This is a genomic window from Klebsiella sp. R390, assembly GCF_051131745.1.
GTDB lineage: Bacteria > Pseudomonadota > Gammaproteobacteria > Enterobacterales > Enterobacteriaceae > Klebsiella.
Genome location: NZ_CP180445.1, coordinates 3072048 through 3086921, shown reverse-complemented (window position 1 = coordinate 3086921; position 14874 = coordinate 3072048). Strand labels below are relative to the sequence as shown.

11 protein-coding genes are annotated in these 14874 nt (G+C 56.0%); 1 reads left to right on the top strand and 10 read right to left on the bottom strand.

Features of this window, described 5'->3' with window-relative positions; all coding sequences use genetic code 11:
* Positions 1 to 16: 16 nt before the first annotated feature.
* From glgA to ACMYSP_RS14250, 10 genes are all read right to left on the bottom strand, one after another.
* Entirely contained in the window at positions 17 to 1450 is a 1434-nt protein-coding gene (gene glgA, locus ACMYSP_RS14295) for a glycogen synthase GlgA (protein WP_434582702.1), read from the bottom strand.
* A complete protein-coding gene (gene glgC, locus ACMYSP_RS14290) occupies positions 1450 to 2745 on the bottom strand; it encodes a glucose-1-phosphate adenylyltransferase (protein ID WP_434582701.1) in 1296 nt (431 codons plus the stop codon). Before glgC ends, glgA begins: the two co-directional genes overlap by 1 nt.
* A gap of 80 nt (positions 2746 to 2825) precedes the next feature.
* Positions 2826 to 4802, bottom strand: a complete 1977-nt coding sequence (gene glgX, locus ACMYSP_RS14285; protein ID WP_434582700.1) for a glycogen debranching protein GlgX — start codon at positions 4800 to 4802, stop codon at positions 2826 to 2828.
* Positions 4799 to 6985, bottom strand: a complete 2187-nt coding sequence (glgB, locus tag ACMYSP_RS14280) for a 1,4-alpha-glucan branching enzyme (protein WP_434582699.1) — start codon at positions 6983 to 6985, stop codon at positions 4799 to 4801. Before glgB ends, glgX begins: the two co-directional genes overlap by 4 nt.
* Positions 6986 to 7236: 251 nt before the next feature.
* Positions 7237 to 8343 (bottom strand): aspartate-semialdehyde dehydrogenase, encoded by a 1107-nt coding sequence (gene asd / locus ACMYSP_RS14275; protein WP_154144988.1) that lies wholly within the window; start codon positions 8341 to 8343, stop codon positions 7237 to 7239.
* Between the two features lie 428 nt (positions 8344 to 8771).
* Positions 8772 to 10112, bottom strand: coding sequence for a gluconate transporter (gene gntU, locus ACMYSP_RS14270; RefSeq protein WP_174510111.1), 1341 nt, complete (start codon positions 10110 to 10112; stop codon positions 8772 to 8774).
* Entirely contained in the window at positions 10112 to 10642 is a 531-nt protein-coding gene (gene gntK, locus ACMYSP_RS14265; RefSeq protein ID WP_004868532.1) for a gluconokinase, read from the bottom strand. The genes gntU and gntK overlap by 1 nt, the downstream gene beginning before the upstream one ends.
* A gap of 186 nt (positions 10643 to 10828) precedes the next feature.
* Positions 10829 to 11824 carry a gluconate operon transcriptional repressor GntR gene (gene gntR, locus ACMYSP_RS14260; protein WP_123757301.1) on the bottom strand — a complete coding sequence of 332 codons (996 nt, stop codon included), beginning with the start codon at positions 11822 to 11824 and terminating at the stop codon, positions 10829 to 10831.
* Between the two features lie 113 nt (positions 11825 to 11937).
* A complete protein-coding gene (locus ACMYSP_RS14255) occupies positions 11938 to 12633 on the bottom strand; it encodes a pirin family protein (RefSeq protein WP_434582698.1) in 696 nt (231 codons plus the stop codon).
* 121 nt (positions 12634 to 12754) lie between these two features.
* Positions 12755 to 13792 (bottom strand): oxidoreductase, encoded by a 1038-nt coding sequence (locus tag ACMYSP_RS14250; RefSeq protein ID WP_434582697.1) that lies wholly within the window; start codon positions 13790 to 13792, stop codon positions 12755 to 12757.
* Positions 13793 to 14366: 574 nt separating this feature from the next.
* Between ACMYSP_RS14250 and yhhY the strand changes: the two genes are divergently transcribed.
* Positions 14367 to 14843: an N-acetyltransferase gene (gene yhhY, locus ACMYSP_RS14245; RefSeq protein WP_434587100.1), complete on the top strand. Its 477-nt coding sequence runs from the start codon at positions 14367 to 14369 to the stop codon at positions 14841 to 14843.
* Positions 14844 to 14874 lie beyond the last annotated feature (31 nt).

The following is a 14874-nucleotide window of genomic DNA, read 5'->3' as shown; positions in this document are numbered from 1 at the left end:
GCAATGACTCCTGTGGTTACATCAAGCGTTGATAAAGTTCGCGATAGGAGTTCGCGGCAACCTGCCAGCTAAAATCCATATTCATCGCCTGGCGCTGCACATATCGCCACAGCGACGGGCGCGACCACAGCACGAAGGCGCGTCGAATGGCCCGTAATAGCGAAAGTGCATTACTGTCTTCGAACACAAAACCGCTGGCCACGCCATCGGCGAGGTTTTCCAGTGAACTGTCGGTGACGGTATCCGCCAGGCCGCCGGTACGACGTACCAACGGCAACGTGCCGTACTTCAGGCCATACAGCTGCGTTAAGCCGCAGGGTTCAAAACGGCTGGGAACCAGAATCACGTCGGCACCGCCCATAATGCGGTGGGAGAAGGCTTCGTGATAGCCGATCTGCACGCCAACTTTCCCTGGATGTTCCGCCGCCGCGGCCAGGAAACCTTCCTGCAGTACCGGATCGCCCGCCCCCAGCAGCGCCAGTTGCCCGCCCTGCTCCAGCAGGCCCGGCAGCGCTTCCAGCACCAAATCCAGCCCTTTCTGGCTGGTCAGGCGGCTGACGACGGCAAACAGTGGCGCTTTGTCATCGACTTTCAGCCCCATTGCAATCTGCAGCTGGCGTTTGTTTTCTGCTTTCTCTTCAAGGCGGTCACGATCGTAACGCGCGGCCAGCAGCAGATCGCTTTCCGGGTTCCAGATACGGTCGTCTACCCCGTTAAGAATCCCCGATAGCCGCCCTTCATGCTGGCGCTGACGCAGCAGCCCTTCCATGCCGTAGGCGTATTGCGGCTCGGTGATCTCGCGCGCGTAGGTCGGGCTCACTGCCGTAATGTGGTCGGCATAATAGAGTCCCGCTTTCAGGAACGAGATCTGCCCGTTGAACTCGAGGCCATGCATGTTATAGAACGACCAGGGCAGTTCGATATCATTCATGTGCCAGGAGTAGAACATCCCCTGATAGGCCAGGTTATGCACCGTAAAGACCGATTTCGCCGGGTGTCCACGCGCCGCCAGATAGGCGGGTGTCAGCCCCGCATGCCAGTCATGGGCGTGCACAACATCGGGACGCCAGAAAGGATCCAGCCCGCTGGCCATTTCGCTGCCGACCCATCCCAGCAGCGCAAAGCGCAGCACATTGTCGGTATAAGCATGCTGATGGGTATCGTGGTAAGGGCTCCCTGGGCGGTCGTAGAGATGCGGGGCATCGATCAGATAGATCCCCACGCCGTTAAAATGGCCGAACAGCAGCGTCATACGACCCGCGAAGGTATCCCGGCGCGTCACTACCTGCGCATCGGTCACTCCACGACGGATATCAGGGAAGGCCGGTAACAACACACGCGTGTCTATACCTTCCGCGATTTGTGCCGCAGGCAGCGCGCCGATGACATCCGCCAGGCCGCCGGTTTTTAACAGCGGAAACATCTCCGAACATACGTGTAAGACCTGCATTAGCGCTCCTGTTTATGCCCCAACTTCCGCAACATATCACGCGTAACCAGCACGATACCTTCTTCTGAGCGGTAGAACCGACGCGCATCTTCTTCCGCATGTTCACCGATCACCATCCCTTCAGGAATGACACAGGCACGATCGATGACACAGCGGCGCAGACGGCACGAGCGCCCCACCCATACTTCTGGCAATAAGACTGACGAATCAATGTTACAGAATGAGTTCACGCGCACGCGCGGGAACAGCACCGACTGCACCACCACGGAGCCGGAGATAATACAGCCGCCCGATACCAGGGAGTTCAGCGTCATGCCGTGACTGCCGGAGCGGTCCTGCACAAACTTCGCCGGCGGCAGAGACTCCATATGGGTGCGAATCGGCCAGTTCTGGTCATACATATCCAGCTCCGGCGTCACCGAAGCCAGGTCAAGGTTCGCTTTCCAGTAGGCCTCCAGCGTTCCTACATCGCGCCAGTACGGTTCCGCATCCTGGTCAGATTGCACGCAGGAAAGTGGGAAAGGATGTGCATAAGCCATGCCAGCTTCGGTGATCTTAGGAATAATATCTTTACCGAAATCGTGGCTGGAATTTTCGTCGTTATCGTCTTCCGCCAGCAGCTCATAAAGATAATCCGCATCAAAGACATAGATCCCCATGCTGGCCAGCGATTTACTCGCATCGCTCGGCATGGCCGGCGGGTTGGCCGGTTTCTCGACGAACTCGATGATTTTGTCGCTCTCATCCACCGCCATCACGCCGAACGCCGATGCCTCTTCGATGGGCACCGGCATACAGGCGACGGTGCAGCGCGCCCCTTTTTCGACATGGTCGATCAGCATGCGGGAATAGTCTTGCTTGTAGATATGGTCGCCGGCGAGGATCACCACATATTCCGCTTTATAGCGGCGGATGATATCGAGGTTCTGCGTCACGGCGTCTGCGGTGCCGCGATACCAGTTTTCGCCATGCACACGCTGCTGTGCCGGCAGCAAATCGACGAATTCGTTCATCTCTTCGCTAAAGAACGACCAGCCACGTTGAATATGTTGTACCAACGTGTGGGATTGATACTGGGTGATCACGCCGATACGGCGAATACCTGAGTTAATGCAGTTAGATAACGCGAAATCAATGATGCGAAACTTACCGCCAAAATGGACGGCCGGTTTTGCACGCTTGATTGTTAAGTCCTTAAGCCGGGTACCGCGCCCCCCCGCCAGAATCAACGCAACGGTTTTGATCGGCAGCTGACGCGCCAGCATCAATGGGTCATTCTTTTCAAGCCTAACCATGATTAACTCCTTTTTACATCCCGGTCTTCCCGTCCTTCCCACCGCGCAGCCGCCGCGAGTCCAACCGGAAGCTTCAGGGCTTACGACCTTTGAAATACGCACACTCCGTGCGCGGGCCCATGCCAGACAGCTATGACGACCGGATTATCCTCTCCGGCGAAAGGAGGAACGGCGTGCCACTCCCCCTCAGGTAATTCCATTGGCGCCACCTCCGGGGTGGCGTTCAGCGTCACCAGCCAACGATCGGAGAGTAGAATCTGCAGGCGTGGGATGCCATGCTGCCACTCGTCAGCGGTTAATGGTTGCGCATTCTGGTTTAGCCACAGCACGTTGCCGTCCCCTTCCTGCCACCACGCATTCCCGGTTAAGGCCGGTATGCTACGGCGCAGATGAATGAGCGCGGCGGTAAATGCGGTCAGTCCACCATTGGCCTGACGCCAGTCAAGCCAGGTCAGGGCATTGTCCTGACAATAAGCGTTATTATTGCCATGCTGGCTATGACCATGCTCGTCACCCGCCAGCAGCATCGGCGTCCCCTGTGCCAACAGCAGCGTGGACAACAGGGCATGAACGCTGTCCCGACGCCGTTCCATCACGTCAAGACTGCCGCCTAACCCTTCTATACCATGGTTGCTGCTGTAGTTATTGTTAGTCCCATCGCGATTCTCTTCACCGTTTGCCTCATTGTGTTTCTGATTGAAACAAACGCAGTCGCAGAGAGTGAACCCGTCATGGGCGGTGACCAGATTGACCGCCGCGGCCGGCAGCCGCCCGTTTTGCTGAAAAACATCGCTGGAGGCGGCAAAACGCCGGGCGAACTCGCCCAGCGACACGTTGTTATGTAGCCAGAACCGCCTTGCGACATCACGGAAATGATCGTTCCATTCGGCAAACAGCGGCGGGAAATTGCCCACCTGATACCCCCCGGCACCAATATCCCAGGGTTCGGCAATCAGCTTGACGGCTGAAAGCTGCGGATCGTGGCGAATCGCCTCAAACAGCGGCGCATCCTGGCGAAATTGCGGGGTACGGCCCATCACCGAAGCCAGGTCGAAACGGAAGCCGTCGACGTGGCACTCATCGACCCAAAAGCGCAGGCACTGACGGGCAAACTCCACGGTGCCAGGCTGGCTCAGATTGAGGGTGTTGCCGCAGCCGGTCCAGTTGTAGTAATCCCCGTCGTCTCTTATCCAATAATAGTAACGGTTGTCGATTCCGCGAAAACAGAAGGTCGGCCCCTCCAGGTCAATTTCCGCGCTATGGTTCAGCACCACGTCGAGGATCACTTCGATTCCCGCGGCATGCAGCGCTTTCACCGCATCACGAAACTCGTCAAGCGCGCGCTCCGGTTCGCTGGCGTAGCGCGGGTCGAGCGCGAACATCGCCATCGGGTTGTAGCCCCAATAGTTGCTCAGGCCCATTCTCTGTAATCGCGGTTCACTGGCGAACTGCGCCACAGGCATCAGCTCCAGCGCCGTGATCCCAAGAGTGGTGAAGTAGTCGATCATCACCGGATGACCCAACGCTTTATAGGTGCCGCGAATGGCCTCCGGCAGCGCCGGGTGCAGCCAGGTCAGCCCTTTCACATGGGCTTCGTAGATGACCGTCTGCCCCCAGGGCGTTCGGGGCGGCGCATCGTTGTGCCAGTCGTAGTGCAGATCCACCACCTGCGACTTCGGCGCAATCGCCGCACTGTCCCGGTGATCCGGCGTATGGTCGCCGCCGTGGAGCAGCTCGTCATCGGGCAGCCCCCCCTCGACCCGATGACAACAGGGGTCGAGCAGCAGTTTCGCCGGATTAAAACGGTGCCCTTGCGCCGGGTCCCACGGGCCGTGAACACGGTAGCCGTAGCGTAACCCTGGCCCGGCATCCGCCAGCCAGCCGTGCCAGATATCCCCGCTGCGCGCGGGTAAATCAAAGCGCTGCTCATTACCCTGTGCATCAAAGACGCACAGCTCTACCCGCTCAGCATGGGCGGATAAGAGCGTAAAATTCACGCCCTTTCCATCATAGCTCGCGCCTAACGGTGAGGGTTTTCCGGCGGCCAGCATCGTCATTGTGCCTCCCGTACCAACCAGACGGTCGCCAGCGGCGGTAGCGTAATTGACAGCGAATGTTCACGGCCATGGCTGGCGATAGCATCACTTTCCACGACGCCACCGTTGCCGGTATTACTACCGTGGTAGTGCATCGAGTCGGTATTCAGCTCCTCACGCCAGCGTCCAGGCTGATTGATCCCGAAGCGGTAGTCATGACGCGGAACCGGGGTGAAGTTGCTGGCAACGATAATCTCGTTACCGGCTTTATCGCGGCGCACGAAAACAAAGACCGAACGTTCGTGGTCGTCCACCACCAGCCATTCAAAGCCGTAGGGGTCAAAATCGAGTTCGTGGAGCGCTTTATGGTGGCGATAGGTATGGTTCAGATCGCGCACCAGACGCTGGACGCCGTGGTGCCAGTTGTCACCGCCTTCCAGCAGATGCCAGTCCAGGCTGCCATCGTGGTTCCACTCCCGCCCCTGGGCAAACTCGTTCCCCATAAACAGCAGCTTTTTGCCCGGGAAGGCAAACATCCAGCCGTAGTAGGCGCGCAGGTTGGCAAACTTCTGCCATGCGTCACCTGGCATACGGTCCAGAATCGATTTTTTGCCATGCACCACTTCATCGTGGGACAACGGCAGCACGAAGTTTTCGGTGTAGTTATAGAGCATCCCGAAGGTCATCTTGTCGTGATGATGACGGCGATGGACAGGATCGAGCTTCATGTAATCAAGGGTATCGTGCATCCAGCCGAGGTTCCATTTGAACCAGAAACCGAGGCCGCCGGTCGACGAAGGCCGGGAAACGCCGGGGAAATCGGTGGACTCTTCCGCCATGGTGACCGCCCCCGGCGTCTGTTCGCCGAGCACGCGGTTGGTATTGCGCAGGAACTCAATCGCTTCGAGATTCTCCCGACCGCCAAACTCGTTTGGTACCCACTCGCCCTCTTTGCGGCTGTAGTCGCGATAGATCATCGACGCCACGGCATCGACCCGCAACGCATCGATCCCGAAGCGCTCAATCCAGTACAACGCATTCCCGACGAGGAAGTTGCTGACTTCGCGGCGACCGTAGTTATAGATCAGCGTATTCCAGTCCTGGTGATACCCTTCGCGCGGGTCGCTGTGTTCATACAGCGAGGTGCCATCAAACGAGGCGAGCGCGAAGTCATCGGACGGAAAGTGGCCGGGAACCCAGTCCAGTATCACGTTCAGGCCAGCGGCATGCGCGGCATTGAGGAAATAGCGGAAATCTTCACGGGTGCCAAACCGGCGGGTTGGTGCATAGAGCCCGGTGGGTTGATAGCCCCAGCTGCCATCAAACGGATGTTCGTTAACCGGCAGAAGTTCCAGATGGGTAAAGCCCATCCATTTGGCATACGGCACCAGCTGGTCAGCCAGCTCGCGATAGCTCAGCCAGAAGTTGTTATCGGTATGACGGCGCCATGAACCGAGGTGAACTTCATAAATTGAAATCGGCGCATCAAACTGGTTAGCCTGGCGACGAGCCTCCGGCTGTTCGACCTTTTCCGGCAACCCGCAGATAAGCGAGGCGCTGTCCGGACGCATCTGAGCTTCAAAGGCATAAGGGTCAGATTTCACCCGCAGATGGCCGTGGGCGTCGATCAGTTCGAATTTATACAATTGACCGTTATGCGCGCCGGGGATGAACAGCTCCCAGATACCGGACTCTTTCCGCAGGCGCATCGGATGGCGGCGCCCGTCCCAGTAGTTGAACTGGCCGACGACGGAAACCCGGCGGGCGTTCGGCGCCCAGACGGAGAAACGTGTCCCGGTGATGCCGTCCATCGTGTCGGCATGCGCGCCCAGCGTCTCATACGGGCGCAGATGGGTCCCCTCAGAGAGCAGCCAGACGTCGAGGTCCTGCAGCAGCGGGCCAAAACGGTAAGGATCATCAATCAGATTTTGTTGACCATGCCAGGTCACCGCCAGCTGGTAGCGAAAGGCATTTTTTCGACGCGGCAGGACGCCGCTAAAGAACCCGCGTGAATCGAGGCATTCCAGTTTGCCTACTTTGCGCCCGGTTTTCGGCTCAATAACCCATACATCAGTAGCATCGGGTAATAACGCACGTACCTCCAGACCGGCATCCGTTTGATGCATGCCAAGCACGGAAAAAGGATCCGCAAAATGGCCAGAGATAAGCGCATTAATCACGTCTCTATCGATACGATTAGACATGGTTTCATCCTGTTGTAAGTGCCGTCATTTCCTGTATCTGACGACTTTTTTTGACCTGAACGGTGCAGCACTCTGTGCATCCTTCTGCTCCGTCCCACCTTCAGGTAAGGCAACGTTGTCGTTCCTTACTTAAAGCATAGCCAAGGCTGACTTACCTCCGTTGGAAAAAATCTAACATCCGCGTTTACTCCTTGTATTACGCAAAAAAAAGGGGGTGTTAAACACCCCCTTTCCCGTTGTTGAGTCGGATATTAAGCCAGCTGGCGCAACATGCGTCGCAGCGGCTCTGCAGCGCCCCACAGGAGCTGGTCTCCGACAGTGAAGGCCGAGAGATACTCCGGCCCCATATTCAGCTTGCGCAGGCGACCGACTGGGGTGGTCAGGGTGCCGGTAACGGCAGCCGGGGTCAGCTCGCGCATGGTAATATCGCGATCGTTAGGTACCACTTTGGCCCACGGATTGTGCGCCGCCAACAGTTCCTCAACGGTCGGGATAGAGACATCTTTTTTCAGTTTGATGGTGAACGCCTGGCTGTGGCAACGCAGGGCGCCCACACGAACACACAGGCCATCAACCGGAATCACTGACGGGGCGGCGAGGATCTTGTTAGTCTCTGCCTGGCCCTTCCACTCTTCACGGCTCTGGCCGTTATCCAGCTGTTTGTCGATCCACGGGATCAGACTGCCCGCCAGCGGCACACCAAAGTTATCGACTGCCAACTCGCCGCTGCGCGTCAGCGACGTCACCTTGCGTTCAATATCCAGAATCGCTGAAGCCGGATCCGCCAGTTCTGCCGCTACGTGGGTATGCAGCTGGCCCATCTGGGTCAACAGCTCGCGCATATGGCGCGCGCCGCCGCCGGAAGCTGCCTGATACGTCGCCACGCTAACCCACTCAACGAGATCCTGTGCAAACAGGCCTCCAAGGGACATCAGCATCAGGCTGACGGTACAGTTACCGCCAACAAACGTTTTCACGCCGTTGTTCAGGCCGGCGGTAATCACATCCTGGTTAACCGGATCGAGAATAATGATGGCATCGTCTTTCATACGCAGCGACGAGGCCGCATCAATCCAGTAACCCTGCCAGCCGCTCTCACGCAGCTTCGGATATACATCGTTGGTATAATCGCCGCCCTGGCAGGTCACAATAATGTCCAGCGCTTTCAGTGCTTCCAGATCAAATGCATCCTGAAGCGTGCCGCCGGTGCTACCACCGAAGGAAGGAGCAGGCTGCCCCAGCTGAGAGGTGGAGAAAAAAACAGGGCGAATGGCGTCGAAATCGCGCTCTTCAACCATGCGTTGCATGAGTACAGAGCCGACCATTCCGCGCCAGCCGATAAAACCAACATTTTTCATAACGTATTTCCTGGGAGATGTGTGCTGTTTGTGCCAAGCCAGTTTCCTACTGGATCATCCCTCACATTACAAAATGCTGCTAAAGTCGCAAGTGAAATTAATCAATGATTGCGCGGCAATCAGAAAAGCAGCTTATTATTCACGCCACCTCTGTTGCCAGCAGCATCCAGGAAACCCTAAAGATTATCGGTATATTGCCCGGGGAAGGGAATATTTTCTGCCGCTGATTTATTGATCTGGGTTATGAAATCGTCCGGAAATGGCGCGACTGACATGTGGCTGGACGGTTCGCACAAACCCAGAGCTGGTGCGGCCTTACGAGGATTAATACGTTTTTCGCAGCGCTCAGCAGGAAGGAAATGGCGGGGGATATCAGAGGAAAATATCGCCCGGCTTTGCGTCGCTCAGCCGGGCGAGGTGACCAACGTTTAGCTCAGCAGCGTAAACGCGATCATACCGACGATGGCACCGGTGGTACCGAGGATAGTTTCCATCATCGTCCAGGTTTTTAACGTCTGCGCTTCGGTGGCACCGGTAAATTTACCGAACAGCCAGAAGCCCGCATCGTTGACGTGACTCACTACGATGGAGCCGCCGGCGATACAGATGGACAACGCCGCCATTTGCGCGCCGCTGTAGTTCAGTTGCTCAATCACCGGCATCACCAGCCCGACGGCGGTTAAGCAGGCTACGGTCGCAGAACCCTGAATAATACGCACCGCTGCCGCCAGCACGAAGCAGGTCACGGCAATCGGCAGACCCATACCGGTCAGGGCTTCACCCAATGCCGGGCCCACGCCAGAATCCACCAGCACCTGTTTAAAGACGCCGCCCGCCCCGATAACCAGCAGGATAATCCCCGCCGGCTGCAGCGCGTGACCACAGATCTCCATGACCCGGTCTTTCGCCATGCCCTGACGGACCGCCAGGCCATAAATCGCCACCAGACAGGCCACCAGAATCGCGGTGAACGGATGGCCGATAAACTCGAACCATTCATAAGCAGTAGAGCCTACCGGCACAAAGCGTGCAGCGACGGTTTTCAGCCCAACCAGCACCAGCGGCAGCAGGATCAGCGACAGACTAAAACCAAATGACGGCATCTTGCCTTCGCCCAGGCTCGGTTCACTGATATCGTCAGGAATATGCAGCTCTACATAGCGGCTGATAAAGTTGCCCCACAGCGGACCGGCGATAATCATTCCCGGAATCGCCGCGCACAGACCAATCAGAATCATCCAGCCAAAATCGGCGTGCATCTGTGATGCCAGCAGCATCGGCGCCGGTCCTGGCAGCAGGAATGCCGCCGCGGCAGCAACACCGGCGAACAGCGGGATCACCAGCTTCACCAGGTTGGTACCGGTATGGCGCGCCATCGAGAAGGCGACGCTGATCAGCAGTACGATAGCCACTTCGAAAAACAGCGGCAGCGCACAGATAAGCCCGGCCAGACCAATCGCATAATGGGCGCGGTTGTGACCGAAAGATTTCAACATCTTCACGGCTATCTGATCGACTGCGCCGGTCTCATGGAGGATCTTGCCGAACATCGCACCAAGCGCCACGACAATCGCCAGGAAACCCAGCGTACCGCCCATCCCTTTTTCCATGGTCGCTGCGATCTTATCCAGCGGCATTCCCGAAAAAAGACCGGCACCAATAGAAACCACCATCAAGGCCACGAAGGCATGCATACGTGCCTTCATGACTAAAAACAGCAGCAGCAAAACGGAGCCGACTGCGGTTAAAACAAGCGTTAAAGTACTCACTAGTTACTGCCTTTGTTGATCACCTCAATGGTGCTCGCGACCACGCCTTCCAGCGATTGATCAATATCGACGATTAAGACATCGCCTTCGTCTGCACCTGGCTCCTGCAGCGTTTCAAACTGCGTCACCAGCATCTGGGTTTTGAAGAAGTGGCCTTTACGCGCCTTCAGACGGCTTTCGATCAGGTCAAAATCCCCTTTCAGGTAGACAAACGACAGGTTCGGGTTACCTTTACGCAGAATGTCGCGATAGCTCTTTTTCAATGCGGAGCAGACAATCAGCGAAACTTTATTGGTGCGCTGCATAGCAAAAGCGGCGTCGTTCAGCGCCTGGAGCCACGGTGTACGGTCGTCGTCATTTAACGGCTCACCGGAGGCCATCTTATTGATATTGCTGCGCGGATGCAGAAAGTCGCCATCAAGAAACGCGGCATGCAGTTGATGCGCCACTTCGCTGGCGACAGCGGATTTACCACTGCCGGAAACGCCCATCAGGACATAGACGTGGTGATCATGGTTAGTCGTGCTCAAAGCTTCCTCCCACTGGACACATATGCGAGGCCGCACAAGCTGCAGAAATACAGCATGGAAGGCTCGCATACAGATTAATTGTTACGGGTAACTGTTATCGGTAACATTGTCATGCCGGACTAAGGGATAAGCAATCACCATTCGTGCCAGAAATGAATATGTGTGATCTACTTCAAACTTGTCGGATTAAATAGATCCGCCCGGTGACAATGTGAAACCTAAATCTAACATCTTAGGCGTAACGGTTTCACCACGGATACGGGCCAGCAGACGTTCGGCGCCAATGCGGCCCATGCGCTCACGCGGGGTCAGCACGCTGGCCAGCCGCGGTTCCATCACCTGACCAATATCATGGCCGTGGAAACCGGCAATCGCCATATCATCCGGAATTTTTAATCCCAGGCGCTGGCACTCAAAGGCCGCCCCGACCGCCAGGTCATCGTTGGTACAAAAAATACCGTCGAGCTGCGGGTATTCCCGCCGCGCCTGACGCATCAGCTCAATCCCTGATGAGTAGGACGACGACTGTTCAACCATCACGCTGTAAGGCGTCATGCCAGCATCAAACATCGCCTGCTCGTAGCCCTTCTGTTTGATGATAGTACGTTCATCGAGGCGCGCACCAAGATAAGCCACATGGCGATGGCCGCGGGCAATAATCGCGGCGGTCATCTGTCGTGCGGCGTCGAAGTTGTCAAAACCCACGGCGATATCGAGACACGGCGACTGGCTGTCCATCAGTTCGACCACCGGGATGCCGGCCACTTCGATCATCTTCAGCGTGCGGGGGGTATGGGTGCGTTCGGTGAGGATCAGGCCATCAATGTTCCAGGAGAGCATGGATTCAAGACGTTTCTCTTCCATCTCCGGCTTATAACCGTAGTGCGCCAACATCGTTTGATAGCCAAAGGCATCCGTGACGCTTTCAATGCCGCGCAGTACTTCCGAGAAGACCTGGTTGGTTAACGACGGCAGCAGCACGCCGATAGCGCGGCTGGTCGCATTCGAGAGGATATCAGGCGCACGATTGGGGATATAACCCAGTTCATCGAGAGCAACGGCAATCTTGCCACGCAAAGCCTCGGAAACCTGTTCCGGGTTACGTAAAAAGCGACTGACCGTCATTTTGGTCACGCCGACAAGATCGGCTACATCCTGAAGTACGGGTCTTTTCTTTTTCATCGTCCTGACTGTGATAAACGGGAGACATTTTCTCAGTTTATCACGGACAAAGCCCAACCTTCCCGGATGTTTGGGAAGGTTGGGCAATTAATTTAGACTTGTTCAACAAGGGCTCAGACCGGCGGCAGATCGAACAGCAGGATTTCGCTATCGCTGTCGGCGTGAACAGAAATAGCCTGCTCATCCCAAATCGCCAGGCCATCGCTGGTCGTTGCTTTGGTCCCGTTGATGGTCACTTCGCCCTTAACAACCTGGATCCACACGCGGCGTTCAGCGGCAATCTGATGTACCGACTGCTCGTCTTTCAGCAGCGCCCAGCGGTAGAGCTCCATATCCTGATACACCTTCAGGGAGCCTTCACGCGCATCCGGCGACAGCACCAGCTGTTTGCCCTGCGCTGCATCAAAGCGACGCTGTTCGTAGCGCGGAGTAATCCCGTTTTCCTGCGGCATAATCCAGATTTGATACAGGCGCAGACGCTCGGTGCTGCTCGGGTTGTATTCCGAGTGACGAACACCGGTACCGGCGCTCATGATCTGAAACTCACCAGCAGGCACCTGCTCTTTGTTACCCATGCTATCCTGGTGCTCAACTGCCCCTTCCAGCACATAGGTCAGGATTTCCATGTCTTTGTGCGGGTGGGTACCGAAGCCCTGACCGGCGTCAATCACGTCATCGTTAATGACGCGCAGTGCCGAGAAGCCCATAAAGTTCGGGTCGTAATAGTTAGCGAAAGAGAAAGTATGCCAGGAATCCAGCCAGCCATGGTTAGCGTGACCGCGGTCGTTAGCTTTGCGTAAGTAGATCATGTTGCACCCCCGTATGTTTTCGATGGAGTAAGTGTGGACTCATTCCACTGACGATCATAGAGGGTGAAAATTGACTCCTCTGTTCAAAAAATATGAACAAGAACCGAGGAGCCCAAAAAGCTTATTTCATGAGGGTTATTGCGGATGGAGAAGGCTGCTCAAAGCCGCGTTCGAGGATCTCCATATTGGTGAGAACCTCAGATTCATTGACGTAATTCTCCCGGCCGTTCACCAGGGTATCGTACAGCGCATCATAGACCCAGCCATAGTCGCCCGGCTCTACGCCGATCTCCTCACGCACGCTGACGCCAGTGTCATCAACATATTCCAGCACACCGATACTGTCATCCGCGGCAAAACCAGTTTCCCCCGGCATGATATTGGCTTTCAGGCTGGTCTCCTGCTGATCGATGCCGTACTTAATAAACGACCCACGATGACCGTGGACGATAAACTTCGGATAAGGCAGCTTCACCAGATGGCTGGTTTTGACGATGGCTTTCATGTTGCCGTAGAACAACTGGGCTTCGAAGGTATCATCCGGATTGGCTTTATTACGCACGCTGCGGATGTCATAGGCGACGTGGTCCGGGCGACCAAACAGCGAGATAATCTGGTCCATCGTGTGCACGCCAAGGCCGTAAAACGCGCCGTCCTGCGGCAATCCCGGTTTACCACCGTCCACCGGACGATAGTTGTCAAAATGGCTCTCAATTTCGACGATCTCGCCGAGTTTTCTGCTCTCGATGACTTTTTTCGTCGTCAGGAAGCAGGAGTCAAAGCGGCGGTTCTGGTACGGCGTTACCGTCAGGCCTTTGCTCTTCGCCAGCGCAAACAGCGCCTTCGCTTCTGCCATCGTTGGTGTGAACGGTTTTTCCACCAACACATTTTTTCCCGCCTCCAGCGCCCGTTTTGCATAGTCAAAATGGCTATCCGCATGGGTACAGACAATGACCAGTTTGACCTGTGGGTCATTGAGCACTTCATCAAGATCGCTGGTGAAGTGGATATGCGAGTACTGCGGCCCTTGCTCTTCGGGCTTCGCGCTGCGGCGATAGATATGCGCGACGTGCCAGCGGTCTTTACGGTGCAGAACATAGGGCAGATGGTAGCGGGTGGTACTTTTACCGAATCCGATAAATGCACAATGCAGAGTCATAATAACGTCCTTTGTTGAGGTTTCTGCCGTTAACCATAGCGCACCCCGGCAAGGAACTTAACTCTTTCCCGGTCCGTGATTGCATAAATTTATCTGCAGAAGGCGCCAATCACCACACACAAAAACAGCCAATAAAAACATGATAAATAACATAATTTATTCATGATAATGAAAAATGGTCGGTATTCTGCGGCCAGACTGAGTTCGTGCCGGCACTGAGCGAAACACCTGAAGCACCAGCGTTGAAAGACGATCGGGGAGGAAAACCGGGGACGGAGACCGCGCTATCGCTAAGCCCTGCGGGGTGAGGGCCTGAAAAACGCAAAAAAAAAGCCAGCACCTGGCTGGCTAAAGTAATACTGGAAGCAATGTGAGCAATGTCGTGCTTTCAGGCTTTCCGCAAGGGTCTTCCTGAATGCAGGACAATAATAATCATTCTCATTCGCACTTGTCTACCTCTTTTTACAAAAAATAGCCGTTGACGCCTTTTTTAAAGTCAGGGATGTTTAAAAGAAGCATTAAGCACACAAAGCCTGAGATTCAGGTACAAGGGAGAAGAGGAATGAGTGAGATAGTGATACGCCACGCAGAACCGCGCGATGCAGAACCTTTACGCCAGCTGACTGCACACCCGGAGGTCTATCACGACACGCTACAGCTCCCGCATCCGTCAATGGAAATGTGGCAGGAACGGCTACAACCCCGGCCACATGGCCACCACCTGGTTGCCACGATCGATGAGCAGGTTGTCGGCCACCTGATGCTCAGCGTCGAACCCCGACCACGCCGAAGCCATGTCGCCACCTTCGGGATGAGCGTGGCGGCGCCATTTCAGGGGCGCGGCGTTGGCAGCGCCCTGATGCGCGAATTGATCGGCCTGTGCGATAACTGGTTGCGGGTGGAACGGATCGAACTCACGGTGTTTGCCGATAACGCCGCCGCCGTTGCCGTCTATCGCAAATATGGTTTTGTCGTTGAAGGGACCGGACGGAAATTCGCGCTGCGCAACGGCGAGTATGTCGATGCGTACTTTATGGCGCGCCTGAAGTAGATCTTAAGACAGGCTTACAGGCCGGGCGCAC